The organism is Microbacterium sp. (assembly GCF_047972865.1).
Taxonomy (GTDB): domain Bacteria; phylum Actinomycetota; class Actinomycetes; order Actinomycetales; family Microbacteriaceae; genus Microbacterium.
On the sequence record NZ_JBKEAY010000222.1, the window covers coordinates 13673 to 39970 of the forward strand.

The following is a 26298-nucleotide window of genomic DNA, read 5'->3' on the forward strand; positions in this document are numbered from 1 at the left end:
AGTTCGCCGCGCCCCCGGCCGGCTCATCCCGCCGTACCACCGCCGCGCTGACCGTGTTCACTTCACGAGCGACCCGAACACTTCCAGGTCGACTAGCCGCAGCTTCTTCTTCGCGAGCTCGTCCCACTTCGCGCGGAACCCGTGCCAGTCGTCGTTGAACCAGAACGCATGCCCCGCGCGGCCGGGAAGGAACACCCCCGCGTATTTGCGGGTACGGCCCTCGGTCCACGTCTCGAAGTCGTGCAACCGCAGCCCCTCCTCGCCGAGCTCGTCGCGCTTGGCGATGAAACCCTTCCAGGAGTCGTCCACCCACAACGCATGACCTCCACGGCCGGGAAGGAACACCCCCGCGTACTTGCGGGTACGACCCGCCGTCCACGTCTCGATCTCCTGCAACCGCAGACCGTCCCGCGACAGTTCGCGCCAGGTGTCGGTGAACCCGCGCCACGAGTCGTCCACCCACAACGCATGACCCCCGCGGCCGGCCAGGAACACCCCCGCGTACTTGCGGGTGCGACCCTCGGTCCACGTCTCGAAGTCGTGCAACCGCAGCCCGTCCTTGGCGAACTCGTCGCGCCCCGCAACGAAGCCCTTCCACGACGAGGCCACCCACAACGCGTGGCCCCCGGTCCCGGCGCGGAAGACGCCGCTGAATCGACGTCGGCCGCCGATGACATAGGACTCCAGGTCGATCAGGCGCAATCCGTCATCGGAGAGCTCGCTCCACTTGTCGGTGAAACCAGCCCAATCGTCGCCGACCCACAGTGCGTGCCGGTCGTCGCCGGGGAGGAACACCCCCGCGTACCGCACGCCCGCACTGGTGCGGATGAGGTGATTGCGGGACGGATGCTGCAGTGTGCGGCGGACGACCTTCACCTGCCCCGCCGTCATCGTGACCGGCGCGCAGCGGTAGTAGCTCATGACGTTGGTCTTGTCGGGGGTCACCTTGTGCCCCGACACGGTGAACGACGTCGGGCCGCTGCAGAAGTTCTCGCGCTGCACCCGCTCCTGGTAGTAGGCGCGCCCCGGATCCCGCGGCGTGTCGGCCAGCAGATCTCCGTCGAGCGCGCGCGCGCCCTCCTTGCCGACCCATTGCTCCACCTTTGCCGCCTCGGTCGGGCCCCACCCGGGGTGGGTGTGGAACAGCCCGAGGTAGTGCCCCACCTCGTGGGCGAGCAACGCCCCGCGGTTCTCGAAACCGCCCCCCGAGTTCAACGCCGCGACGAAGTCGACGTTGACGGTGGGAAGCGCGGCGTGCGGCGGGACCCGCTGGCCGGTGTCGGGCGGATAGGCGTACCAGTTTCCGGCACGCGACGTGGAATCGGGGCCCCAGCGCAGGAACACCACCATGCGCCCCCGATGCTCAGCGGCGACCCGGTTGGCCTCTGCCCACCAGGCGCCTGGATTGCCGTTGTGCATGCCGTTCAAACTGGTATCGCGTCGCGGATGCCAGTCCTTGTCCGGATCGAAGGCGAACCGCACCTCCGCCGCCGCGAAGATCTCGTTCATCCCATCGACGGCTTGCGCGAACTGGGCCGCGGTCACCTCGTTGGCGCGGCCGCCGTCGGCATCGGTCAACGGAATCGCGTGCACACGGATCGTGTACGTCATAGCCATGATCTGACTCCTCATTCAGTAGTGGTCGTCTCAGCGTGGTCCCGTCGCCACCGGCACCGGGATCGCTCAGCGGCACACCGAGTGACACATCGAGTGACACACCGACCGGCGAGGAGTAGTGATGGACACCACTTTCGGAGACTGGGTGCGCACGCGACGACGCGCCCTCGACCGCACCCAGGCGGAGCTGGCCGCGCAGGTCGGCTACTCCACCATCACCGTCCGACGCGTCGAGTCCGGCCAGCGGCGCCCGTCGCGTCAGCTCGTCGACGCGCTCGCTGAGCGACTGGAGGTGCCCGTCGAGGAACGGGAGTCCTTCCGCGACCTGGGCCGTCGCCTCGTGGGCGCCGCGCCGGCGGCGCGGCCGGCAGCCGACCGGCCGACGGCCGCGTTCCGGTTGCAGCCGCCGGCGGCGCCACGCCTCCTCACACCGCGCCCGCGGTTGCAGACCCGGCTGGACGAGGCGTGGACGGTACCGCTGACCACTGTCGTCGCCGGCACCGGTTTCGGCAAGACGGTCGCCGTCGGCACGTGGGCGGAGCAGGTCGGCGCCGCCTGGCTCACCGCTTCGGCCCCCGACACCGACCTCGGCATGCTGACCCGCGGTGTGCGCGATGCGATCCGGATTGTCGTTCCCGGTCTCGACCCGACCCGCATCGCTCCACTCGGTCAGCTCGTCGGTCCCGACGGCGACTCCTCGGTGCGCGCCGACGCGATGGCCGCTCGCGTGGTGCAGTCGCTCAGCGAGGCGACCGAGCGCAGCATCGCGCTCGTCATCGACGACGCCGAGCACCTGACGGCGGGGTCGGCGGGGCTGCGGATGCTGGAAGGACTGGTCCGTCTCGCCCACCCCCGTCTGCACCTGGTGCTGGTCTCACGCGTCCCGCCCGCGTTCGAGTTCGATCGGCTCCGCACCCGGGGGGCGGTGGTCGAGGTGGGCCCGGAGTCGCTCCGGTTCGCACCCGACGAGACCGCCCACCTGCTGCGGTTGCGATTGGGTGAGCCCGAGGATGCGCTGGCCGCGGCGGTGCACGAGATCACCGAGGGGTGGCCGGCTGCGGTCCGGCTGACCGGAGAGGCACTCGTCGACGTCGACGAGGCCGACCGGGTCGCCGCCGTGCAGCGGTTGGGCGACCCGGAGACCACCCTCTTCGAGGCGCTGGCGCGTGAGCTGCTATCGGGGCTGAGCGAACAGGTCCGCGCCCTGCTGCGCCTGATCGCGCCGCTGTCGGAGGTGGATGCCGACCTGTGCACGCGGCTCGGCGTGCCCGACCCGGCGGGCGCTCTTGACGTCCTGGTCCACCGCGGCGTGCTCCGGCCCCGCGCGGCCGAGTCCACGCTGCTGGTCAGCGACCTCATCCGCACGTGCGTGGACTCCGTCGACCCGGTCCCTCCGTCGCAGCGGCGCCACGTCCTGCGCACGGGCGCCCGGTGGCTCGCCGAGCGCGGCGACCCGGGTGCGGGGCTGGACCTGCTCCGCGGCGCCGGCGATGCCGAGGGGTGCGGCACCCTGCTCGACGCGTTCGCCGACGACCTGGTGGCCGGCGGCCACGCCGTCGCGATCGCCGCGGCATCCGACATCCTGCCGCCGGGCGCGCGCTCGCTTCGCGCCGAGAGCACGATCGGACGCGCGCTGGTCATCGTCGGCCGCTGGGAGGAGAGCCTTGCGTGCCTGCACCGCGTCGCCGAGGCCGGCACCGCGGTCGGCCCGGAGACGGCGTACTGGACCGGACTCATCCACCACCTGCGCGGCGACCTGCTTGGCGCGATCGACGCGTACGACCGGTGGCGCCCGACGCCCGCTGACGACCCCGCGGCCTCGTCTCGGGCGCACTCGATGCGGGCGTCCACCCTGTGGCTGGTCGGGCGCATCGAGGAGAGCCGCGCGGCGGCGGAGACCGCCATGGCCCTGGCGCGCACCGCGGCCGATCCGACGGCACTGTCGGGCGCTCATACGGCGTTGGCCATGATCGCCACCGGGGACGGCGACCGCCGGGCCAACGACGTGCACGACCGGTTGGCGCTCGAGTTCGCCCAGGCCGCCGGCAACGCACTGCAGGAGGTGCGCATCCGGTCCAACCGCGGCAGTCACCTCGTCGAGACCGCCCAGTACGCGCTCGCGCTGGAGGAGCTGGACGTGGCGATCGATCTGGCCGAGCTGACCGGTTTCACCACCTTCCATGCGCTGGCCCGCAGCAACCGCGCCGAGGCTCTGGCCGCGCTCGGTCGGCACGACGAAGCGGATGCCGAGTTCGTGGCCGCCGCCGAACTGTACGACCGTGTCGGCAGCAGTCTGGTGGCCTTCCCGCTGCGCGGCCTGGCCGACCTGCACCTGGCCCGCGGCGAAGTCAGCCGCGCACGAGCAGACTACGAACGTGTGCTGGCCGTCAGCGGCGACGCGGTGCCGTCGCGGGTGCGCGCGCAGGCCGGGCTCGCACGCGTCCTCGCCGCGACCGACCGGCCCCGCGCCGAAGAGCTCGCCCGCGACGCGCTGGCCCACGCCGACGGGCTGGTCGCCGTCGCGGCACGGCTGGGGCACGGATGGGTGACGCTGCACGCCGGCGACCGCGCCGGCGCGCACGAGCTCGGCGTGCAGGCCGCCGACATCGCGCGGGAGCGACGCGACGGCGCGGGCTATGCCGAAGCGCGCGAGCTGGCGGCGCTGTCCTCCGTCGAACCGTCCGCCGCCCGGAGTTGTGCGGCGGAGGCGGTGGCCGAGTGGGAGCGCATCGGCGACCGATTCGGTGCGGAACGCGCGCGCTACGTCGAGTGCGCCGTGCGTCGCGATGCCGAGGGCGTCGCGCGACACCGGGCCGCGCTGCGTCAGTGGGGCGTGCGCGACGCGGTGACCTCGTGCGCGGGACCGATGGCTGCCGCCGCCGCGTGGACGGCGGCGGCAGCACCGGCCGCACGGGTGCGGGTGTGTCTGCTGGGCCCGGTGCGCCTCATCGTCGACGGGCGCGACGTCGAGGGCTGGCCGTCGGCGGCCGCGCGGGTGCTGGTGCGCGATCTCGGCATCCACCGCTCGCTCGGGCGGGAGGCACTGTGGCGGCGGTTGTTCCCGGGTGAGGAGCCGGTGGACGCGGACGCGGAGGCGGAGGCCGTCATCGCGCAGGTCCAGCACCTGGTGCAGCCCCGGGGGCGAGACGACGCTGCGGCGGTACTGCGGGTCGATGCCGAGCGGGTGGCGGTGATCGGCGACGAGCTGGTGTGCGACGCGTTCGAGTTCCTCGACGACGTCCGGGCGGCGGTGGCGGACCCTGGGACCCCTGTGACGCGGCTCGCGCAGGTCGAGTCCGCGGACGTCGGCGCGGTCGCCGAGGGCGAACGGCTCGACGTGGATGCCGAAGCGCTGCGGGAGGAGTGTCGTGCCGCGTACCTGACGCTGCTGCACCGGCTGGTGGACGACTTCCGCGCGGCCGGCGACACCGACGGGGCCGTGCGGTACGCCCTACGACTGCTGCGGGTCGATCCGTTCGACGAGACGACGCACCTGACGCTCGTGACGGCCCTCGCCGACGCGCGACGGCACGGTGAAGCGCTGCGCCGGTACCGTGCCTACACCTCGCGCATGCGCGAGGTCGGCGTCGAGCCCGCCGCGTACCCCGGGTGAGGCGACGGCCGCGGTCACCCGCCGACGGCGGCGGCGATGGCGGTCTGGCCCGTGTTGAACCGGATGGTGCGGCCGATGGTGGCATCCGAGGCGACCACAGCGGCGATCACGGCGGCGACGTCCGCGCGCGGCACCGACCCCGATGCGGTCGCGGCGGCGTCGATGGCACCGGTGCCCGGGTCGAGGGTGAGGGTGCTCGGGGCGACGATCGTCCAGTCCAGGGCGCTGCGCCGCAGGTATGCGTCAGCGGTCGTCTTCGCGTCGGCGTACGCGAAGAAGGAGTCCTCCGGTGCGATCCCGTGGTCCGGGCCGGCGCCGAAGTACGACACCATGATGTACCGTCGCACCCCCGCCGCAGCGGCGGCGTCCATAGAACGGATCGCGGCGTCCTGATCCACGGCGTACGTGCGCGCCGGGTTGCCGCCGCCGGCACCGGCCGACCAGATCACCACGTCGTTGCCGCTGACGAGGTTGGTGAGGTGATCGAAGTCGTACGCCTCGACGTCGGCGACGAGCGGCGTTGCGCCGGTGCGACCGACGTCGGTTTCGTGGTCGGGGGTGCGGATCACCGCCGTGACGTGGTGGCCCGCTGCCACCAGCAGTGGTTCCAGCAGCAGCGCCACCTTGCCGTGACCGCCGATCAGCAGAATGCGCGACATCGTCTCTACCCCTCTCGCGTGCCTGACCCCGAGACTACGCGTGCTGCGTCGACGACGCGCGGCGTCGCACCACCGCGGTCGCGATCGCGCGCCACCCGATGAGGGCGAGCGCGAGGGTGAGGCCCGCGACGATGAGGAACGGCACCGCGGTGCCCTGCCCCGAGAGCGCGCGCAGCGCCATCCCGCCGACGAGCGTGACCGCCCACACTCCGATGCCGGTGCGCACCGGGGCCGCCGGCGCACGCCAGGCCCGCATCACCAGCCATCCGACCGCGAGCGCCGCCAGAAACGGCCACGCCGTGACCCACAGGCCGACCAGCGGATGCTCGTCGTGGCTCAGCCGCCCGGTCAGGGCGAACCCGATCACGAGCACGACGTCGGCGAGCGCCGCCCACAACACCGCACGCGAACCACTCACCGCTTCTTTCCCGCCGTGCCGTTGTTGCGCACCACGATGCCCGTCGGGGTCGTCTCGAGCGCGAACAGGCCGACCGCTTTGACGAGGTCGGACAGTTTCGCGTATCCCCAGTTTCGGGAGTCGAAATCGGGATGCTGCTTGCGCATCAGCTGCCCCACCGCACCCAGCCTGGCCCAGCCGTCATCGTCGTCGGATGCCGTCTCCACGGCCCCGCGCAGCGACGAGACCAGCTTGGCGTCCTGGCGGAGCTTCGACCCGGGCACTCGGGTACGCGGCGCCTCGTCGTCGGTGGTGTCGGACTCCTCGAGCACATCGAGGTAGGTGAACTGGTCGCAGGCGTTGCGGAACGCCTCGGGGGTCTTGCGTTCCCCGAAGCCGTATACCGTGACGCCCTCTTCCCGGATGCGGGACGCGAGCCGGGTGAAGTCGCTGTCGCTGGAGACGATGCAAAAGCCCTGGAACCGCCGCGTATACAGCAGGTCCATCGCGTCGATGATGAGGGCGCTGTCGGTGGCGTTCTTGCCCGCGGTGTTGTCGAACTGCTGGATCGGCTGGATGACGTGATCGGCCGCCGGCTCTTTCCAGCTGCGCAGGTTCGACTTGGTCCAGTCGCCGTAGATGCGCTTGACCGAGGCCGTGCCGTACTGGGCGATCTCGGCGAGCACCGCGCCGATCCGGGACGGTGACACGTTGTCGGCGTCGACGAGCACCGCGAGCAGGTCGTTGGTCTGAGGCATGTGTCCAGCATGTCAGGTCCCCGGTGCTCGGCGGCGCTGTCCCCGACCGACGCGCGCCCGACATTGCGCCCGCGACCGGCGCGAACCGTGGTTGCGCGACGTCCTGCGCGCCTGCGTCCACACCGTGCCGCGCACTTACGTCTCAAGAGCCCTACCTATCAGTCGGCGATGTCGGATCAGTCGGCGATGTCGGCCACGGCGCGCCCGACCTCGTGCAGAATTGTCGGATCGTACGAGGAGCGCGCTCCAGGAACCACGCGCACGCTGTGCAGTTGGGCGCCGGTGAGCCGGTACGACCCGTGTATCTCCGACAATTCCCAATCAACCGGTCCGCCGTAGTCGTACCCGACGCTGATGCCTGTGAAGGGGGCCATGCCGAGAAGCATCGGCACACCATTGAGCGTGGTGTTGACAGCACCGTTCACCTCAAGCGTGAGCGTCCACTGCAGGTCGCTTTGCTCGTCGACTCGCAGCACGATCCAGTGCTGACCCGGAGTGAGCGGGGATCCGCTTGCCCGATGCATGGCGCCGTAGGCGTTGTAGCTGATGAGTGGCGCGCCGCCGTCCATCGCGAGCAGGTAGCCGCCGCCTTGGTCTCCGTGTGCGAGCAGCACGCCGGCGGCGGTTTCAGTGAGGTCGAGGTCGATCTCCACGGTGAACGACCGGAGCACGGTCAGCAGCGCGGATCGGTATCGTTCGAGTGGTGGGCGGAAAGGTGGAACGGTGACTGGATCGGCCAGAGGGGCTTCGGTCTTGGGGCGATTGAGATGGAGGGTGCCGTTGTCATCGAGCGGAAAGACCGCGTTCTGCCAAGCTTCATCCCACCACTGCTCGGCCAGCTCGACGACGCGCTCCGGGTACGCGCTCGCAAGATCACGCACCTCGGTCGGATCGTCACCGAGATGGTAGAGCTCCCAGCGACCGCCAGAAGCACCCTCCTCCTTTGTGGGCGCGACAGGAGACACGGCCTTCCAGTCGCCGACGACAATGCCGCGGCGGCCGGTGCACTCGAAGTATTGGCGTTCGCGCCCCGGGGCGGCGGGGTCCGCCAACACTTCGGCGACGCTGCCACCGTCGACCTCCTGCGCCGGTAAACCCCGAAGTGTGGTCAGCGCGGGAACCCCGGTGAGTTCGAGGATGGTCGGCGCGAGGTCGGAGACGAAGACGAATTGATCGCGTAGTCCTCGTTCGACACTCGGTGACGCCGGCCACGACACAATCAGGGGCGCGTGCACGCCTCCCTCGTGGGCGGATGATTTGAAAGAACGGAACGGGGTATTCGAGACGCGCGCCCAACCGATCGGATACTGGCTGAACAGGCGCGGTCCACCGATTTCCTTAGGGTCGCGGGGCACATCGCGCACCCAGCCTTCGGTCATCGGGAAGTTCATGCCGAAGTGCGCGAAATAGCTGCGCGTGCCGGTCGGCCCGCCCTCTGCCGTGCCGCCGTTGTCACTGGCGACCATGATGATGGTGTTGTCGAGTTCTCCCAGCTCCGCGAGTCGGGCGCGCAGACAACCGACGCTCTGATCGATCTCATCAACGGCAGCCGCGTACACCTCCATGTGACGGGCGAAGAGCATGCGCTCGTCCTCATTGAGCGTCTCCCAACGGGGGATGCTGGCCTCGTCGGCGAGATCGCCGTTGGGGAGGACGGCGTGCTCGGGCACGATACCGAGTTCTCGCTGCCGAGCGAAGCGTGCCTCGCGCAGGACATTCCAGCCTTCAGCGTAGCGACCCGCGTGCCGCTCGATATCGACCTGCTTCGCCTGGATGGGCCCGTGCACCGAAGTGTGAGCGTAGTAGAGGAAGAACGGCTTGGTCGCATCGTTGACGCGGAGCTCGTCGATCATGGCGAGCGCTTCGCTCGTGAGTTCGTCGGTAAAAAAGTAGCCCTCGGGGAACTCCTGGATATCGACAACGGAGTTGTCCCGCACGATGCGGTGCGGATGGTGGAGTGACGTGAAGCCGTCCATGCAGCCGAAATAGCGGTCGAATCCGCGCTGCAGGGGCCACGACGACTTGTCGGCGGCGTCGTGCATACGCGATTCGCCGGTGAGGTGCCATTTGCCGACGTGGAAAGTCGCGTACCCTCCTGCGCGCAGCGACTCCGCCACGGTCGGTGCGTTACGGGGCAACTCGCAGGTGAAGCCCGGGTAGCCAGGATCGGTGTGAGCAACGTAGCCGAATCCCGCGCGGTGAGGGTTGAGCCCCGTCATGAGCGCGGCGCGCGCCGGGGAGCACATCGGAGCGGTCCGGTAGTTGGTGAACACCCACCCGTCATCGGCGAGTTCGCTGATGTGCGGGGTAGGGATCTCGCTGCCGAACGGGCCGAGGTCACTGAAGCCCATGTCGTCTACGAGCATCACGATGACGTTGGGGGCCCCGTCGGGGGCACGGTTCGGCGATGGCCACCAGGGAGCGGAGTCGGAGACAAACTCACCGGCACGGCCTTCGAAACTCTCGTAGCCGCGACGGCCTCGGGGCGCCATGTCAGCCAGCAGCCCTGATGAGCTCGAGGATCTCAGCACGCAACTCCGCGAACGCCGGCAGCGAGCGAGTGGTGATCTGATCTCGCGGGCCGCCGAAGTCGATGTCAATGGTCTTCGTGACGCGTGCGGGGCGCTCACCGAGCACGACGACTCGATCGGAGAGGTACACGGCCTCATCGATATCGTGCGTGACCACGACGATCGTCATGCCGAAGTCTTTGCGGATACGCAGGCAAAGGTCTTCGAGTTCGAAGCGCGTTTGCGCATCGACCGAAGCGAACGGCTCGTCCATGACGAGCACCTCGGGGCGATAGGCAATCGCGCGCGCGATTGCCACGCGCTGCTGCATGCCTCCCGAGAGCTGCCAAGGATACTTCGACTCTGCGCCCTTCAGGCCGACCGCCTCAAGGGCGGAGCTGATCCGCATCTCGCGCTCCGCAGTGGGCAGCCGCAGGTGCTTGAGGGGCAGCCGCACGTTCCTCGTCACCGTGAGCCAGGGCATGAGCGAGCGCGTGTACTCCTGGAAGACGAGTGCCATCTCCTCGGGTGGCCCGTCGATCGGCTTGCCGTCGATGAGCGCGTCGCCCGAGGTGATCGACTGAAGGCCGGTAAGGCACTTGAGTAGCGTCGTCTTGCCGATACCGGACGGGCCGACGATGCAGGCGATTTCGGCTTCGCGCACCTCGAAAGTGAGGTCGGCGATGACCGGAGTAGGGCCGTTCTTCGCCTCGTAGGACTTGGCAAGAGCGGTGGTGCGAAGACGCACTGGCGCGTCCGCGAATGTGGCGTTCATAGGTTCTTCTCCTGCTGTCGAATAGCGATGTACCAACGCAGAACGCGTTGCCGGAAGGCGGAGAGTACGGCGGTTGCGACGTACCCGAGAATGCCCAGCACGAGGATGCCCACCCACATGTCCGTGATCATGAACGATTGCTGCGCCTGGAGCGTGCGGGCCCCGAGGCCGCTGGAGGATCCAAGCATCTCGCTCGCCACCATCACGACGAATGCCGTGATCAGGCTGACCTGCATGCCCGAGAAAATGCGCGGGCTCGCCTCGGGTAGCGCGACCGTGACGATGCGGTCCCACCAGCCCAGACGATAGATCATGCCCACGGACGTGCGATCCGGATCGGTGGCGTGGATCCCATCGATGGTGGAGATGAGCACGGGGAAGACCGCCGACAGCGTGATCGACAGGAGGCGGGTCTCGTTACCGAAGCCGATGAGCGACACGAAGATCGGAACAAGGGCAACCGGCGGGATCGCGCGGAAGAAGTGGATTGTTGGCTCGACGAGCCAGGAGAGCCACCGCACCGTACCGAGGAAGATGCCGAGCAGTACCCCGATGACACACGCGAGGACGAAGGAAAGCAGGAGGTTGCCGACGGAGGATCCGAGGTCGCCCCAGAATTGCGGTGTGCCGACAACGGTGACGAGCCGCTCCAGAATGGCCTGCAGCGGCGGCAGGAAGGTGTTCGTCGAGCCGGCGGATGCTACCCACCAGATGACAAGCAGCAGGACGGGTACCAGCAACTCGGTTGAGATGAGGAGCCCCTTGGGCAGGCCGCTTCGCCTCTGCGCGCGGGCGACGACCGTGCGTACGGGCACCGACGAGGTGAGTGCCATCAGACGGCCTGCTTTCTATATTGCGGATGCCAGTGCAGGAGTCGGCGCTCGCCCCATTGGCTGAGACCTTGAACGACGAGGCCGAGGATGCCCAAGATGAGCACGTAGGCGAAGAGTTGCGGCTGGTTGCCCGAGATCTGACTGAGCAACAGGCTCTGGCCGAGGCCGGGGCCACCGCCGAGCAGGCCGGCGACGACGGCGACGATGAGCGATGTCGGCGCCGCCACGCGCACGGCGGTTCCGATGTAGGGGAGCGAGCTGGGAAGAACGATGCTGCGCATGATCTCCCCCTTGCCGAGCCCGTACGACTCTCCCGTGGCCTTGGCGACGGGATCTGTATCGAATACCCCCGCAGATGCCTGCACCACGATGGAGACGAAGCAGCCGATAAAAACCAAGAACACGCCCATGCCTGCGGTCGGGCCCAGAAGAAGGGAGACAACCGGGAGGATAACGATCGGGGGAATCGGCTTCAGGAACTCGAGCGGCACCCGGGTGGCGTGCATCGCGAGGGGCGAGACGCCGATAGCAACGCCGAGCAGGACGCCGGCGACAGTGGCGATCGAAAGGCCTAGCAGTGCCATGTAAACGGTTGCACCGGTCGCCTGCCACATCTCGGCGCTTCCGAAGAGCTGGAACGCGGTCTGGATTGCTTCGATGGCACTGGGCAGAGGAGAAGAAGCCAGCGGCCCCACGTCCGAGGCGAGTTGCCACAGGCCGAGGGCCGCCAGCACCCCAACCGTCCCGACGGCATATTGGCGGACCGTACTGTTTGACATTCTTTGTGTCTCCCTAAGATGCGCATGCTGCTTGTGCTGCTGCACGCGATGCATGTCGGCCAACTCGGTGCCGATCGTGCCGGTGACGCGACGGTGATCGACGCGGCCGGTGCCTTCTCTGAGTCGCCCCGCGCGCTGATTGCTTCGGCTGGGGCGACTCGGGCCCCACCCCAGCCGTAGCGCTGCTGACACCCACTGTCTGGTGCGGGCTCAGCCGCTGTAGATGGCGTTGCTGAGGTCGACCTCACCGGGGAGGAAGCCGAGGTCAGCCATCTTCTCGTTAGAGCGCTGCAGCACCTCGATCCGCACTTCCGTGGGCCAGGTCGGCGGTTTCACATCAGAGATGGTGAGCTCTGACGCGGTGTAGTCGAGTCCGGCCTGGATCGCCACTTCGGGGTTCGCCGTCGCGTATTCGTTCGACTTGACGATGGCGCGGTGGAACGCCGCGATCGAATCGGGCTTATGCTCGATGGTCGAGGTACCGGAGACCCACAACCCTGAGGCTCCGCCGCCAAGGAATTCCACCGACGGGGACGCGAGCAGTTCGCCACCGGCCTCGATCGCCTGCGCGAGGAACGGGTCCACGAGTCCGGCCGCATCGATGGTGCCGTTCTCGAGGGAGGCGGCTGCCGAAGTGAAGTCGAGAACCACCCAGTTCACCCCGTCGCTCGGATCGATGCCGGCCTCTTGTAGCACGTAGGCGATGACGACCTCGAGTTGAGCGTTCCGCGCAGGTACGGCGATCGTCTTCCCAGCGAGATCCGCAATCGAGGTGATACCGCTGCTCGCGCTCGCGACGAGTCCGGTTCCGTCGACTTCCGACGGGTCACCGACATGCGCGTCGGGGTAGCCGTCGGCGGGGCCGACGATTTGGACCGGGATTCCCTGGCTGAGCGCATTGAGGAGCGGAATGCTCGGTGAGTAGGCGATGTCGACTTGCCCGCCCTGCGCGGCGGCCAGACCTGCAGGGGGGTTTGCGACGACCGAGGTTTCGACGGCGAGTCCCTCCTCTTCGAAGAAACCCTGCTTGATGCCGGTGATCAGGCTGCCATCAGCGATGAATCCGACGGTGGCGACGGTCAGCGCGACGAGCTCCTCGTTCGCGGGCGGGTCGTCTTTCGCGTCGGAGGAGGCGCTGCTGGAGGAACAGCCGGACATTGTCAGCGCGGCGAGGGGGATCAGGGCGAGCGCCGCCGTGAGTTGTCGGATGCTCATGAATACTCCTTTGTCGTGGATGTGGCGGTGGATGACGGTGCGAGTCGTGCGAGTGCATCGAGCACGGGGATTCGCCGGAAGCACTGTGCCTGCGTGCCGTCGCCGCGCGCGGCGAGAAGTGCCTGGCGGTGCGCGCGCGGTACCTCCTGCGCATGTGTGCGGAACACCTTGAGCCAGCCGTGGAAATCGCTCGGGATACTCGGTCCGAGTTCCATGGCAAGTAGCTCGTCATCCGAGTACTGCTCGAACTCGGTGATGACGTGCTCGGTGTCTAGTACGTCGCGGACGATGCGCTCAGGGTTCGCCGTTCCGGCTCGGATGGTGACGTCGTGACCACCGAGCTCACCGTGCTCGTCGTACGCGAACGCCGACGCGGTGTGCTCGACCGCAGCATGCACATCGGTCCATCCGCTCGGTGCACGGAGAGCGTAGTCGGCGCGGTGCGCGGGTGACGCCGGCACGATCAGCCGTGTGATCGCGCGATCCTGAATGGCGCCTAGAACGACATAGGGATCGTCCGGAAGATGCAGTGAACGCCGCGCCGGCCATACGTCCATCGAACTGTAGTCACCAGTCGCCTCGTCGCCGACGCAAAAGACGAACACCGGCGGGTACTGTGCGGCGTCCCCGCCGCGGCGGGGATCAAATGCGTAGTACATGCTCATAGCGAGTTGCATGAGGAGACTCGCCCTCAGCGCGCCGAAGGGGGTGCGGGTGACCACACCGACGCGGTCATGGCGGCTCCAACGCGGCAGGATCTTCTCGGCCCCGACCACCGCGCCGTCGAGTTCGAGCTCAAAGTCACTCTCGCGGAGCAGCTGAGATGCGTGCATGGTTGTCTTCCTTGACGTTGAGCCAAAACTCTGCAACTGCTGAGTTTCGGTTCAAAGTCTGCAACAGCGGAGTTTGCTTGTCAAGCGCTACCCTCGAATCGAGAAATCAGATCGGGGATGTGCTGTGGGTCGGGTGAATTACGGCGATGGGCGTCAGGCGCTCATCGAAGCGACAGTGCGGGTCATCGGGGAGCACGGCTGGGGCGGTCTCACGAACCGGCGCGTCGCTGACGCCGCGCAGGTCGACAACACTCTCATCACCCATCACTTCGGTGGCCGCGATGCCCTCGTCTCCGCCGCCGCGGAGTGGGCGGTCGCCCATTCCATTGCGCAAGCGGACCTCGCGCTCGCCTCCGAACTCAGCGGGCCCTTCGGAGAAGCGCTGCTCGCTCTGGTCGATCTCGATCCGCGTATTCAGGCTTTTCAGATTGAGTTGATCCTCGCTGCCCGACGCGATGTGCGCCTGCGACCGGTTGTGACGAGACTCTACGAAAGCTATCTCGGCTCAGCGAAGGAATTGCTCGAGAACGCCTACGGCCTCGCGCCGGAGACCGATCTGGCGCGTGCGGTGTTCGCCGCGCTCGAAGGGCTGGTGCTGCAGGTGCTCAGCGTCGTCGACCCTGACGAGGTACGACAGGCCATCGCCGCACTTGACCGGCTGGTCCTGGGCTATCGTGCGCAGTTCGACGCGCGCTGACGCCGCCTTGGGCTGCGCGCCGGAGAAGTCCCCAGGGCCCGAGCCAGACGATATCGATTGACCGGTTCGGTGCCGGCAGTGAAGGCATGCTGGCCCCCAGGGCGTCATCCTCGGCGCGGGCGCGCGCGTCACGCACGTCGGCGGCCCGAGCGACCCACCGCCGTTTCCCGGTGCGCCACCCGCCGGAGTAGATCCGACCGTGGGCTCCTTCACGACTTCAGGCCATCACGGCTTCCCTCCTGGTGCGCGGGTCCGCTCAGAGCATCACATAGACGTCATCGCCGTCCACGCGCGTGGTCAGACCGGACAAGCGCACGTGCGAAGCCACCGCGTGGGCCCCGGTGAGCACATCGAACTCGAAACCGTGCCAGGGGCACACAATGTGCCGATCGGTCTCATGCAACCCGGGGCCGGCGTCAACAAGACCACCGTCGTCGAACACGTGTACCGTGCGGGCCATCGTCTTGCCCTGGCACACCGGTCCCCCCTGGTGCGGGCAGGTGTTCCGCCATGCCCGGACCTCGCCGCGGTGGGCGTACAGCCCGAAGACCACCCCGTCGACGTCAAGGATGAGACGGCCGCGTTCGGTGAGATCAGCGAGGCTCGCCACCCGTACTTCGCGGGATTCGTCAGCGATGCTCATTCGGCCCTCCGGTACCAGATCGCCATATCGAACAGGTTCACATCGGCCGCATCGAGCAGCGCATTGACCAGCACCACGGTCTCCGTCGCCGTCAGCTGATCGGGGCGGATCGGCCAGGGACGTTTGCCGACCCGGTCGGTCTTGGCCTGGAAGAGACGGGCCGAAACCGCAAGGACGTCGGCGATGACAGCGTCGTCGATCTCGGCACCCTTCCGCTGCTCGACGACCTCGTCTGCCAGGCTGGTGAGCCCCGCGACCAGGTCGGCCACCTGGCCCGACAGAGACGAAGCGGACTCCGTCGCGCGATCCGTCGTCATGTCAGGACACCCCCGGTCGGGTCGCGAGCACATCCGCTGCGGCGGGTTTGATGTGCTCGGTGGGCAGATTGAACAGGCGTGCCGCGTTCAAACCGAGGATGTTGCGTTTGGCCGGCTCCGACAAGAACGGCAGGCGGACGATCGTGGACGGGGCATCCCAGTCCCAGTGCGGCCAGTCCGAGCTGTACAGCAACTGGCTCTCGGCGTTGAAGGCCTTCATCGTTGCCTCCAGCAACTCCAGATTCGTCCGCTCCATCGGCTGGGTCGTGTACCACATCTCCTTCATGTATTCGCTCGGGAGTTTGGTCAGGCCGGGCGCTTCGGAGGGCCTCATCAACACCTCGTGGTCGAGTCGCTGCATCAGGAACGGAATCCAGGCCAGACCCGATTCGACCCACAGCATCTTGATCCGGGGGAACCGTTCGGGCATGGCGTTGATGATCCAGTTGGACACGTGGATCTGGTTGTAGTGCGTGAAAGAGAGCGCGTGCATCGTGAGAAAACGGTTCAGTTGCGCGAACGACGGATCGCCCCAGTGATAACCGGAGTGGAAGGCGAGCGGCTTCTCCGACTCTTGGATCATCGCGTACAGACGTGCGTACACGTCCGAGTGGACCGGGTTGTTGCGCGTCGAGCACACCGTATAGCCGATGATGCCGTCCCGGTCACCGAAGCGCGCCACCATCTCCTCACACGCCTTCGGCGTGTTGTAGGGCAGATACAGCATCCCCTTCAGTCGTCGATCGAGGGGCAGGATGACTTCGGTCATCCACCGATTGAAGGCCTCTGCCAGCACCACCTCGATCTCCGGCTGCGGATGCATTCCCAGCAGCAGCATCGCGCTCGGGAAGACGACCTGATAGTCCAAGCCCATCGCGTCCATTCCCCGTCGCGCAGCCGTGACGAACGGATGCCCGGGGATTCCCTCGACGGGCTCCTTTCGACCCTGGTGGCCGATGCGGCCGCCGACGCTCTGGTGAGACAGACCGGGCGTGATGTTCAGCAGGGCGTTGCTGCCGGCAAAGCCGCTCAGCCCGCTCTCGCCGAACAGACGCCAGGCGTCGTTGGAGATCAGCCCGATCACTTCGTCCCAGAAATGGTCCTCGGACACGTGCGCGTCGATGTCGACGACGAAGTAGTCGTCGTAGCCCTGTTCGGCCTGTGCGGTGGCGTGCGCGAGCACGTCGCGGGTGTCGCTGCGGTTGCCGATCTGAGCCAGTTCGCGAATGGCGGGACGATCCGACCGGGAAGACGGCCGCTCACTCATGGGTGTGTTCCTTTCTCGTCGTCACGGCGTGACGACGGCGTCCGTCATGGTCGTCTGGTAACGGTCGTCTGCACTGTCCCGCGGGAGGACGACGGCTCGGGCGGGATTCACCTGGAACGTCCAGGTCTCCCCGTCGAGCGGGATCTCACCGGCGGCGAGATCCGACGTCTCCAGCCGCACGCGCAGGGGCAGACCGTCCGCACGTACCAGCAGGTTGACAGCGGTACCGAGGTAGGTGGTTCGCTCCACCGTCGCACGGAAGCGGCCAGCAGCGGTCGCCGACTCCCGCACCGGCTTGACGTGTACACCGCGAAACGCGATGTCGGCGCGGTCTCCGGTGCGCACGTCCGACGTCACCGCGCCGGCGACGACCATGGCCGTGTCGTCTACGCGCACGTCGGCGACACCGTCTTTCACCGACGCCACGATGCCGGGGAGAATATTCTGAAAACCCATGAAGTCGGCAACATAGGGAGAGTTCGGCCGATCGAACAGTTCTTCCGGGCGGCCGTCCTGCACGATCGCCCCGTCGTTCATGACGATGATCCGATCGGACAAAGTGATGGCTTCCTCCTGATCATGTGTCACGTAGATCGAGGTCGTCTCGAACTGCGTGTGGAGTGCGCGCACCTGCTGCCCCATCTGGTAGCGCAGTTTCGAGTCGAGGTTCGACAGCGGTTCGTCGAAGAAGATGATGCCCGGGCGGGCGGCCAGAGCACGCGCCCGGGCGACGCGTTGCTGCTGGCCGCCCGACAGGGCGGTGACGGGGCGTGTTTCCAGTTCCGATAGGCCCACGGCCGCGAGCATCTCGCGCACCCGTGCACGCCGGTCCCCGCCGCTGACGCCCGCGACCTTGAGCGGGTAGGCCACGTTCTCCGCGACCGTCAGGTGTGGCCAGAGCGCATAGCTCTGGAACACCATTCCGACGTGCCGCTTGTCGGCGGGCACGAAGGTCCGCCGCTCGATGTCCACAACGATCCGCTCACCCATGGTGATGCGGCCGGTCGTGGGACGCTCCAGCCCGGCAAGGCACCGAAGCGTCGTTGTCTTACCGCATCCGGACGGACCGAGCAGCGTGACGAACTGACCGGACTCGACCCGCAGATCGATCCTGCGCAGGGCCGATTTCGTGCCGTACTTCTTCGTCAGACCCGTTGCCAGAACCTCGGTCATCTCGGTCACCGTGCCTTTCTTCGAAAACCGGTGGTCAGTTCTTCTTGAACGTCTCGGCGATGAACTCGAAGTACGGACGGTTGAACTCCGGGTCGGGGTTCGAGAACGGCAGCCGCTCGAACTCGTTCAGCGCAGGCAGGCTCGCCGGCCCCGGGGCCTCCGGAGTCCACCCGTAGGACTCGTTCTTCTCGGCGAGCGCCAGCTGGCCCTCCGGGCTGTAGATCCAGTTCACGTACAGCTGAGCGGCGTTCGAGTGCGGCGCCTCGTTGACCAGGCACATCGCTGACCGGCTCATGAAGTTGCCGCCGTCATCCAACGGGAAGATGAACTCGATGGGCGCGCCCTTGTCCTTCTGCGCCTGGAAGTACCCCTGGAAGACGCCGATCCCGATCGAGAACCGTCCGCTGGCGACATCGGCCGGAACCGTCGGCTCCGACTGCGCGATCTGCAAGTCCTGGGCCGCGAGCGCAGTGAGGTAGTCCTTGCCCCAGGTGTCTTCGGTCTCGGGCAGCATCAGTTGCGTGAGGATGTAGCGCACACCGCTGGGTACCGTCATGTCTCCGACGGTGATCTCGCCCTTCCACTTGGGGTCGAGCAGGTCATGCCAGTTCTTGGGAGCCTCGTCAGCGGAGACCTTGTCGGTGTTGTAGACGAACCCGAAGTACCGCAGCGCGAAGTAGGTCAGCCGCCCGTCGTAGGCGGTCGGGATCTCGAACCCCTCGGGTCCGGTACGCACATCGGCGATGGTGCACAGGTCGGGCTGCGCCGCCGCTTGCGGCGCGTCTCCCCCGAGATAGAAGTCGGCGATCCGGTTCCCGCTGGCCGCCTCCGTCTCGATCTTCGTCAGGATCTGCGCGTCGGGCTGGTCCTGCGGGACGATCGTGATCCCGGGGAACCGCGCCGTGAACACCTCATCCATAGCCTTATTGGCGCTGGGCGAAGGCCCATACATGACGATCTGGTCCTCGCCCGCTGCCATGGCTGCGTCGTACAGCTCGTTCATGTAGGCGTTCGCCTCCGCCGTGGCTCCAGGCACCTCGATCACACCGGCTTCCGATGATGATGACGGCGACCCGGTGCTTCCGGCCTCAGACGTGCCGGAACACGCGGCGAGGACGGCGACGGTGCCGACCGTGGTGACAGCGAGGAGCGCACGGAGCGATCTACGGCTGAGATTCATGGGTATTCCTCTCGGTGTGGGACTACAGGTGGATCGGATGGACGTTCACGGGGCGCTGAGCGCTCGTCGCTGGTATCGAGCGCCGAGCCACATCGATGCCCCCGCCACCGCGAGCACGACCGATGCGGCCAGCAGGATGATCATGAACAGCGCCGCGCCGCTGGCGAGGTCGCCGAGCAGGAACAGCTGGAAAGCGGTCAGGGAGACCGGTTGCAGCCCCGGAGGTGCCAGCAGCATCGGAACGGCGAGGTTCCCCGAGATGAACAGCGCGGAGAGGAACCACCCGGCCAGGAAGCTCGGGATCACCAGCCGCAGCACGATCGTGATGAGAACGCGGAGCGGACCCGCGCCGGAGATCCGACCGGCCTCTTCGAGTTCGGGGGACAGTTGCGCAAGCGCCCCCTCGGCGATCCGGCTGGACACCGGGATGGTCGCGACGATCAGCACGAGTGTCATGAGCACCGCCGTTCCGTACAGGCTGCGGAATGCGGGTACCGCCAGGACGGCGAACATGTAGGCCAAGGCGAGCACGAGGCCCGGCAGGGCCCAAGGAATCCAGACGCTGAACGACGTGTACGCCTTCAGGAACCCGGACCGGCGTGCCACCACGTAGGTCGTGAGCAACGAGATCGCGATCGAACCGAATCCCCCCACGATCGCCAACCAGGCGGTCAGCGACAGACTGGAGCTGAGCACGGGGTCGGTGATCAGCCGAGCATAGTTGTCGAGGGTGAAGCCCGTGCTCGTCACCCCGAAGATCGGCTGGAAGCTCCCCAGGATCATCGCGAACAACGGCAGCACCAGATTCAGCAGCATGAAGCCGAGGATCATCGCGAACAACAGCCACCGCACCGGGCCGAGCTCCTGCGGTTCCCGACGCGAGGTCTTTCCCGTCAGGGTGGTGTAGCTGCGACCGCGCAGCAGCCAGCGCTGAGCGAGGAACAAGACGAGCACGAGGACGATGAGCACGAGCGACAACGCGAATGCCTGGCCGTACTTCGCCGGTACCTCGTCACGGACGTAGCGATAGATCTGGGTCGAGAACACGTAGATCCCCGCCTGCCGTCCGATCAGTTGCGGACCGTCGAAGGACTGGAAGACGAGGACCGCGATCAGGATCGCTGCGCCGGTGATGGCCGGTCCGATCGAGGGCACCGTGATCGTGAAGAAGGTCCGAACCGTGCCGGCCCCGCTGACGGCGGCCGCCTCGTCCAAGGCCTGATCACGGTTCTTGAACGCTCCCAGCATGAGCAAGTAGGCGAACGGCATGTACCCGAGTGACATCAGGAGGATGAGGCCTCCCCAGGTCTGGATGTCGATCACCGACCCGGGTGTCCCGAGGAACCGCGCGAGTTGGTTGATGAGACCGTTCTGCGCATTGCCGAGCATGATCCACCCCAGTGTGTGAAACAGCGGCGGCACGAAGAGGTTGATCGCCATGAGCGGGGTCAGCAAACGGCGACCCGGAACGTTCGTGTTCGCCGCGATCCACGCGAACAGGCCACCGCCGGTCACCGAGATGACGCCGCAGACCAGGACGAGGATGACCGAGTTGGCCAAGGTCGTCCAGGTCTCCGATGCGGCGAACGACGTCGCCAGTTCGGCGAGGGTGAAGGGAAGATCGTCCGAGGGCAGGCCGTCCCGGAACGCGCCGATGACGATCATCGACACCGGGTAGACGAAGATGAGCGTGAGTGCGGCGACGAAGGAGCTCCACAGCGCGCCACTGACGACGGACCGACGAAGAGAGGCCCTTCGGTCACGCGCGAAATCGGTGGCAGACAACGCTCTCTCCCTTCCTGCGGCGGTCGGCATCGCACGAGGGCCGCTCAGGGGCGGCGGACCACATCGTCCGGCTTTTCACTCAGCGTAAGTAACACGTTTGGCGGTCACATCGGGCGTGATGAGGAAGTCATCCGCCGTTCCTCAGACAGGTGTCGAAGACCTCACCGAGCGGACAGAGCCGCCAGCACGGCGGCGTTGTCGTCAGGCAGACCCACGGTGACCCGCACGCCGCCCGCCTGCGGGAACGGCCGCGCAAGGACTCCGTGCCGCTCGAGTCGACTACTCAGTTCGGCGGCGTCCCCTCCCAAGAAGACGAAGTTCGCCTGGCTCGCCAGGTGGGACACCCCGCGATCCGAGAGCTCGCCTTGCAGACGGGTGCGTTCGGCGACGATCTGGGAGATGCGTTCGTGGGCGATGGCTCGGCCCTCATCCGACAGTGCCGCGATGATGGCGGCCTCCGCGACGACATTGAGTGCGAATCCGACGGTCGTCCGACGCAGCGCCTCGGCGATGCGCACGGACGAGAGCACGTACCCGGCCCGCACGCCCGCGAGCCCATGCGCCTTCGACATGGTGCGAACGATCACGAGGTTGTCATAGTCGCTGAGGAGATCAACCGTCGCATCCACCGACTCGATATCGATGAACTCCCGGTAGGCCTCATCGAGCACCACCATCACCTGGGATGGCACAGCGGCGAGGAACGCACGCAGTTCGGCGACTCCGAGCACACCGCCGGTGGGGTTGTTTGGGTTGCACAGGTAGACGAGCCGGGTCTCCGGACGGATGGCCGCACGCATCGCCGCCATGTCCATCGCCCCCGAACCGGCCAAAGCGACGGGTGTGGCCTCGGCGCCGGTGAGGCGGAGAGCCAGCGGATAGGCATCGAAGGAGGGCCAGCAGTAGACGCCGTGCCGGCCGGGCTCACAGACCAGGCGCGCCAGCGCGTGCAGCAACGTGCCGGAGCCGTTGTCGACCGCGACCTGATCGGGCTGCACGCCGCACGCCGCGGCCACCGCCTCTCGCGCGTGAGCGCGATGATAGTCGGGGTACCGATGCGCGCGGTGCAGGGCCGCCGTCATCGCGTCGAGAACGACCGGCGCCGGCTCCCACGGCATCTCGTTCTGTGACAACCGGATCGGCGGCGGTGTGGCCGCACGGGCGGGTCTGTTCGGGGTCGCAAGGATCTCTTGAATCACCTGACGAAATACGTGCTCCATTGCATGCCTCCCTATTCTCCATATTCAATATGGAGAATAGGGAGGCATGCAAAACGATGTCAAATCCGCGGCGTGCGGTCAGTCCGGCGACGGGACAGCGTCGACCCGCGGTGCCGCGCGGCGGCCGACTCGGCCAGCGCACGGTCGTTCTGCGCGACGGCGACCGCGAAGTCCAGGTGGGTCTGCAGCCGCTCCGCGGTGTGCGGACCTTCGGCGCCCTCGAACGACTCGCTCCTGAGGTAGTTCACGAGGTCGGTGTAGAGACGCCGTAGCAGATCGTTGGGAGTGACTCGCGCGATCCGTGCATGAAGTGCCCACATCGCCGCTGTCGACTCCGAGCCACCCCAGGCCCGCTCCAGCGCGGATGCTCGCGCGGTGATCTCCACGATGTCGTCGGCATCGGCGAACTCCACCGCATCCAGCAATACCGCCTCATCGAGGGCATCGAGGACCCCCAGGCACTGGTCCGCCGTCGCCGCGCCCTCACGCAGTCTCAGGAGGTGATCGCTCAGCGAGGTGAACGGCGAGCGCTCGGACACGAAGATGCCCCCGCCTGGTCCGGATTTGGACTCGACGATGCCCCGGGAACGGAGGAGCTGGATCACCTCGCCCAGGGTCGCCGGGGCGACCCCGAATCGCTGCGCGAGCTCCTGACGCCTGCCGAGGTAGTGACCGTTCGGCCAACCGTTGTCGACGATCTCGGCCTCGATCGTCCGCGCCACCTGCATCGCAACCGCGGAGTTTGCTCTCAACTGCACGCTCTTGCCATCCCCCGAGTTCGGCCACGGCGCTGAGCAGGAGCGACCGCGGGTGCGTCAGGTCGTCTCCGCCCGGACCGGGCGGCAATGACACCTCATCATATCCCGCGTTCGCCGGTAAGCCCCGGCTCTGCCCCGGGGCGTACCTGCGGCGCCGATCAGTGCCGCTCGTGGATGAGCGACCAGGGACTCGGGAAGTCGCCGACGGGAACACGCACGACTGTGGGCACGCCCGCTGTCAGGGCGTCGCCGATGGCGCGCTGCACCTGGGCGGGGTCGGCGGCCGTGGTGAAGGCGACACCGAATGCCTGCGCGAGCACGCTGAAATCGGGGTTGGTGAGGTCGGAGCCGATGAACCTCCCCCCATAGGAGTCTCGTTGGATCCGCCAGACGTTCCCGAACCGGCCGTCTTCGAACAGGACGATCACCGTCGGGATGCCGTATTTTCGCGCCGTGGCCAGTTCTTGCAACGACCACCCGAAGCCGCCATCGCCGGTGAGAACGACGACCGCCCGACCGCCTGCCCCGACCGTGGCGCCCAGCGCGGTCGGCACGGCGTAGCCGAGGGTTCCCTGGTAACCCGGCCAGACGTACGACCGGGGTGCATGTACCGGGAACCCGTACGTGGAGACGTAGCCGACCTGGGTGAGTTCATTCACGAGGATGCCGTCGTCCGGGAGGGCTGCGCGGATGGCGTCCACGAAGGCCATCTGCGGGGCGACGGTGCCACGCACGAGCCGGTCGCTGTCGGTGCGCTCCCGCACCAGCTCCTCGCCCCACCCCGCTTGGGGTTCGATCTGCGGGACGAGCGCGGCCAGGACGTCGGTCGCGTCGGCACAGATCGTCAGCGCCGCGTCGCGGGGGGCGGCGAGGTCCGCGGGATCGGCGTTCACGAGCGCAACCTGCGCGGAGCCGGTCGCGACCGGCGCCCCGAACGGTGTGACGAATCGCGTGCCGAGCCCGATGACCAAATCCGCCCGTTCACGCAGGGTTCGCATCGCAAACGCCGGCAGCGCGTGCGGATCGCGTGCGTCGATCGCGCCGCGTCCGTTGTCGGTCATGACGACGGCGGCATCGAGCGCTGCGGCCAGACGAGGCAACAGGTCGAACGCGCGCTGCCCCTTGACACCCCCGCCGACGTACAACACGATCCGTCGGCTGCGCCGCATCAGATCAGCGAGTCGGTGGACATTCGTGGCGGGCAGCGGCGGCCGGGCGACGGCGAAAGGCTCGCCGATGGTCACGTCGATCTCCTGATGAAGCAGATCTGGCGCGACCTCGATCGCGGTCGGGCGCGGGCGTCCGGAGCGCATCTGCCGGTAAGCCTCATGCACCAGTTCGGGAATCTCCTCGGCACGCGTCGGGCGAGCCGCCCACTTGGTGAGGCCGGCGAGCGTCTCGGTCTGCGCAGGAATCTCGTGGAGGGCACCGAGGCCGGCGCCCACGAGCGGACTCGGGATCGTCCCGGCGACGAGCAGGACCGGAGTGGAACAGGCGTACGCCGTCGCCAGTCCCGCACCCGCGTTCAACACGCCCGGGCCGGGAACCACCATCGCGACGCCGGGGCGGGCGCTGACCCGTGCGAAGCCATCGGCCATGTAGGTCGTGGCCTGCTCGTGACGCGGCACGACGAGTCCCAACTCCTCGCGATGTCGGTACATGCCGTCGGTCAACCCGTCCAGCTGAACCCCCGGAATCCCGAATACCGTGTCGGTTCCTTCACTCAGCAATGTCTTGGTCAGGGCATCCCCGCCCGTCATCCGCACCATGGTTCCCCTTGTCGGTTAATTATCTATAATGAATATAGAGGTACAGGTTGTCGGCAGCCAAACCGCCCGCGACACACCCGTCCCCGACCGACGCACACACCTGGAGAGCCAGATGAGCACACTTCTTTCTCACGTATCAGTCGCCCCTCATGCGGGCCGCGCCATTCTCGATGCCGCCTCGCAAGAGGTGATCGGGTACGCACCTGAACACACCGTCGACGACCTCAACACGGCCGTGGCGGCGGCGCGCGCCGCGCAACCGGCATGGGCCGCACATAGCGACGGCGAACGCTGCCGTATCCTGACCGCCGTCGCCGACGACATCGACGTCCACGCCGAAGAACTCGGCCGACTGATCACGCGGGAGCAGGGCAAGCCGGGCGGCCTCGGCGAGGCGAACGGAGCGGCACATTTCCTGCGCGCGGCGTGCGATACGGTCCTGGAGGCTGCCCCTCTCGCCGACGGCGCCGAACTGCGCTACGTTCCGCTGGGCGTCGTGGCCTCGATCGGACCGTGGAACTTCCCGGTGATGATCGCGGTGTGGCACATCGCCCCCGCGCTGCGCATGGGGAACGCTGTCGTCATCAAGCCCAGTGAGCACACGCCGCTGAGCGTGCTCGCCCTGATCGACATCTTCAACCGGCATCTACCGCCCGGCGTCCTCACGGCGATCTCCGGAGACCGGGAGGTGGGCGCGGCCCTCTCGTCACACGCAGACCTCGACAAGATCATCTTCACCGGATCGACCGCCACCGGGCGCAAGATCGTGGAGAGTTCGGCCCGGAACCTCGCACGTCTCACCCTGGAGCTCGGCGGCAACGACGCCGGCATCGTGCTTCCCGGCGCGAACGTGGCCGACATCGCGGACCGTCTGTTCTGGGGGGCGTTCATGAACACCGGCCAGGTGTGCGCCGCGCTCAAGCGCGTGTACGTGCACGACTCCGTCTACGACGACCTCGTTGATGCCCTCGCCGAGCGAGCCCGCACGACCCCGATGGGTCCGGGACTCGAACCGGGCAACAAGCTCGGGCCCGTCCAGAACGCCGAGCAGTTCGAGATCGTTGCCCGACTGGTCGACGATGCGCGAGCGCGCGGCGCGCGAGTCGTGGCCGGCGGCGAGCCGGCCGCCGAGCTCGGGCCCCTGTTCTACCGCACGACGATCGTCGCCGACATCGACAACGACGCCGACCTGGTGCAGCAGGAGCAGTTCGGTCCGGCGCTCCCCCTGGTGCGGTACTCCGATGTCGAGACCGCGCTCGAACTGGCCAACGGCACCGATCAGGGCCTGGGCGCGTCGGTGTGGGGGCCGGACGAGGAAGAGGCGATGCGCGTCGCCGACCGCCTCGAAGCGGGAACCGTGTGGATCAACCGGCACGGTGGCCTGCACCCCCAAGTCCCGTTCGGAGGCACCAAGTCATCGGGTTACGGCCTTGAGTTCGGTGTCGAGGGACTCAAAGCAATGGCCGCGACCAAAGTGATCCGCCGCCCGGCGGGCTGATG

The 26298-nt window shown here is 67.6% G+C and carries 22 protein-coding genes; 3 read left to right on the forward strand and 19 right to left on the reverse strand.

From position 1 onward, the window contains the following. Positions 1–57 precede the first annotated feature (57 nt). Positions 58–1617, reverse strand: a complete 1560-nt coding sequence (locus ACK5KK_RS13750; RefSeq protein WP_416890652.1) for a hypothetical protein — start codon at positions 1615–1617, stop codon at positions 58–60. A gap of 121 nt (positions 1618–1738) precedes the next feature. On the opposite strand from ACK5KK_RS13750, the gene ACK5KK_RS13755 reads away from it, so the two are divergent. Then, complete coding sequence (locus ACK5KK_RS13755; protein ID WP_416890653.1) at positions 1739–5230, forward strand: helix-turn-helix domain-containing protein; 3492 nt, start codon at positions 1739–1741, stop codon at positions 5228–5230. A 14-nt stretch (positions 5231–5244) separates the two neighbouring features. On the opposite strand, the gene ACK5KK_RS13760 is transcribed toward ACK5KK_RS13755, so the two are convergent. The 9 genes from ACK5KK_RS13760 to ACK5KK_RS13800 form a co-directional block, all read right to left on the reverse strand. Then, the gene (locus ACK5KK_RS13760) at positions 5245–5889 is read right to left on the reverse strand and encodes an NAD(P)H-binding protein (RefSeq protein ID WP_416890654.1); all 645 of its coding nucleotides are present in this window, start codon (positions 5887–5889) and stop codon (positions 5245–5247) included. 34 nt (positions 5890–5923) lie between these two features. Continuing rightward, positions 5924–6307 carry a DUF3054 domain-containing protein gene (locus tag ACK5KK_RS13765; protein WP_416890655.1) on the reverse strand — a complete coding sequence of 128 codons (384 nt, stop codon included), beginning with the start codon at positions 6305–6307 and terminating at the stop codon, positions 5924–5926. Further along, positions 6304–7044, reverse strand: coding sequence for an NYN domain-containing protein (locus tag ACK5KK_RS13770; RefSeq protein ID WP_416890656.1), 741 nt, complete (start codon positions 7042–7044; stop codon positions 6304–6306). Before ACK5KK_RS13770 ends, ACK5KK_RS13765 begins: the two co-directional genes overlap by 4 nt. 176 nt (positions 7045–7220) lie before the next feature. Further along, a complete protein-coding gene (locus ACK5KK_RS13775) occupies positions 7221–9536 on the reverse strand; it encodes an arylsulfatase (RefSeq protein ID WP_416890657.1) in 2316 nt (771 codons plus the stop codon). 1 nt (position 9537) lies between these two features. Then, positions 9538–10329: an ABC transporter ATP-binding protein gene (locus ACK5KK_RS13780; protein WP_416890658.1), complete on the reverse strand. Its 792-nt coding sequence runs from the start codon at positions 10327–10329 to the stop codon at positions 9538–9540. Next, positions 10326–11162, reverse strand: coding sequence for an ABC transporter permease (locus ACK5KK_RS13785; RefSeq protein WP_416890659.1), 837 nt, complete (start codon positions 11160–11162; stop codon positions 10326–10328). The genes ACK5KK_RS13780 and ACK5KK_RS13785 overlap by 4 nt, the downstream gene beginning before the upstream one ends. Beyond that, complete coding sequence (locus ACK5KK_RS13790; RefSeq protein ID WP_416890660.1) at positions 11162–11941, reverse strand: ABC transporter permease; 780 nt, start codon at positions 11939–11941, stop codon at positions 11162–11164. Before ACK5KK_RS13790 ends, ACK5KK_RS13785 begins: the two co-directional genes overlap by 1 nt. 210 nt (positions 11942–12151) lie before the next feature. Further along, positions 12152–13156 carry an ABC transporter substrate-binding protein gene (locus ACK5KK_RS13795; protein ID WP_416890661.1) on the reverse strand — a complete coding sequence of 335 codons (1005 nt, stop codon included), beginning with the start codon at positions 13154–13156 and terminating at the stop codon, positions 12152–12154. Continuing rightward, positions 13153–13989 carry a hypothetical protein gene (locus ACK5KK_RS13800; RefSeq protein WP_416890662.1) on the reverse strand — a complete coding sequence of 279 codons (837 nt, stop codon included), beginning with the start codon at positions 13987–13989 and terminating at the stop codon, positions 13153–13155. Before ACK5KK_RS13800 ends, ACK5KK_RS13795 begins: the two co-directional genes overlap by 4 nt. 124 nt (positions 13990–14113) lie before the next feature. On the opposite strand from ACK5KK_RS13800, the gene ACK5KK_RS13805 reads away from it, so the two are divergent. Then, on the forward strand, positions 14114–14686 hold the full coding sequence (locus ACK5KK_RS13805) for a TetR/AcrR family transcriptional regulator (protein WP_416890663.1): 573 nt from the start codon (positions 14114–14116) through the stop codon (positions 14684–14686). A 256-nt stretch (positions 14687–14942) separates the two neighbouring features. Here the strand turns inward: ACK5KK_RS13805 and ACK5KK_RS13810 are convergent, their stop codons facing one another. The 9 genes from ACK5KK_RS13810 to ACK5KK_RS13850 form a co-directional block, all read right to left on the reverse strand. After that, positions 14943–15329 (reverse strand): Rieske (2Fe-2S) protein, encoded by a 387-nt coding sequence (locus ACK5KK_RS13810; RefSeq protein ID WP_416890664.1) that lies wholly within the window; start codon positions 15327–15329, stop codon positions 14943–14945. After that, entirely contained in the window at positions 15326–15646 is a 321-nt protein-coding gene (locus tag ACK5KK_RS13815) for a hypothetical protein (RefSeq protein WP_416890665.1), read from the reverse strand. The genes ACK5KK_RS13810 and ACK5KK_RS13815 overlap by 4 nt, the downstream gene beginning before the upstream one ends. Before the next feature lies 1 nt (position 15647). Next, positions 15648–16913 carry an amidohydrolase family protein gene (locus ACK5KK_RS13820; protein ID WP_416890666.1) on the reverse strand — a complete coding sequence of 422 codons (1266 nt, stop codon included), beginning with the start codon at positions 16911–16913 and terminating at the stop codon, positions 15648–15650. A gap of 21 nt (positions 16914–16934) precedes the next feature. Beyond that, the gene (locus tag ACK5KK_RS13825) at positions 16935–18086 is read right to left on the reverse strand and encodes an ABC transporter ATP-binding protein (RefSeq protein WP_416890692.1); all 1152 of its coding nucleotides are present in this window, start codon (positions 18084–18086) and stop codon (positions 16935–16937) included. Positions 18087–18120: 34 nt separating this feature from the next. Further along, complete coding sequence (locus tag ACK5KK_RS13830) at positions 18121–19266, reverse strand: ABC transporter substrate-binding protein (RefSeq protein WP_416890667.1); 1146 nt, start codon at positions 19264–19266, stop codon at positions 18121–18123. Positions 19267–19311: 45 nt separating this feature from the next. After that, positions 19312–21051, reverse strand: coding sequence for an ABC transporter permease (locus tag ACK5KK_RS13835; protein WP_416890668.1), 1740 nt, complete (start codon positions 21049–21051; stop codon positions 19312–19314). A gap of 161 nt (positions 21052–21212) precedes the next feature. After that, positions 21213–22271 (reverse strand): histidinol-phosphate transaminase, encoded by a 1059-nt coding sequence (hisC, locus tag ACK5KK_RS13840; protein ID WP_416890669.1) that lies wholly within the window; start codon positions 22269–22271, stop codon positions 21213–21215. Between the two features lie 59 nt (positions 22272–22330). Beyond that, positions 22331–23029, reverse strand: a complete 699-nt coding sequence (locus tag ACK5KK_RS13845; protein WP_416890670.1) for a FadR/GntR family transcriptional regulator — start codon at positions 23027–23029, stop codon at positions 22331–22333. Between the two features lie 158 nt (positions 23030–23187). Further along, positions 23188–24789 (reverse strand): thiamine pyrophosphate-binding protein, encoded by a 1602-nt coding sequence (locus tag ACK5KK_RS13850; RefSeq protein WP_416890671.1) that lies wholly within the window; start codon positions 24787–24789, stop codon positions 23188–23190. A 121-nt stretch (positions 24790–24910) separates the two neighbouring features. Between ACK5KK_RS13850 and ACK5KK_RS13855 the strand changes: the two genes are divergently transcribed. Beyond that, entirely contained in the window at positions 24911–26296 is a 1386-nt protein-coding gene (locus tag ACK5KK_RS13855) for an aldehyde dehydrogenase family protein (RefSeq protein WP_416890672.1), read from the forward strand. Positions 26297–26298: the final 2 nt, after the last annotated feature.